Source organism: Clostridium pacaense, from assembly GCF_020709765.2.
GTDB lineage: Bacteria > Bacillota > Clostridia > Lachnospirales > Lachnospiraceae > Enterocloster > Enterocloster hominis.
The window spans coordinates 1-394 of sequence record NZ_JAJFEB020000078.1; the positions used below are offsets into that span (position 1 = coordinate 1).

Below are 394 nucleotides of genomic sequence, written 5' to 3' on the forward strand. Positions count from 1 at the left end.
ACTTGCTCCTCTCCCCCTCCGTGCCTCACTTGCTGCTGGTCTCGCTTTTTACCTTTATGCGTCCGCCTTCCTTCTCTTCCCCTTCCTCTTTCCCCTTCTCCCTTCTTCTTCTCCCCTTTCCCTCCCTTCTCCTCCTTTCCCCTTTCCTTTCTTTTTCTTTCTCTTTCCTTCCCTTCCTCCCTTTCCCCTTCCTCTCCCTCCTTTCCCTTCTCCCCTTCCTCTCTTCCCTTTTCCTTTTCTTCTTCCCCCCTTTCCTCTTTCCCCCCCTTTTTTCCTCTCCCCCTCTTTCCCTCCTTTCTCCCTTCCTTTCCCTTCCTCCTTCCTTTCCCTCTTTCCTTCCTTCCCTCTTTTTTTTTCTTCTTCCCCCCCCCCCCCCCCCCCCCCCCCCCCCCCC

The 394-nt window shown here is 55.3% G+C and carries 1 protein-coding gene; it reads right to left on the minus strand.

What is annotated here, in order from left to right:
* Nucleotides 1–25 precede the first annotated feature (25 nt).
* Nucleotides 26–394: hypothetical protein (locus LK536_RS58540; protein WP_506092307.1), on the minus strand; the 369-nt coding region annotated here is incomplete at its 5' end.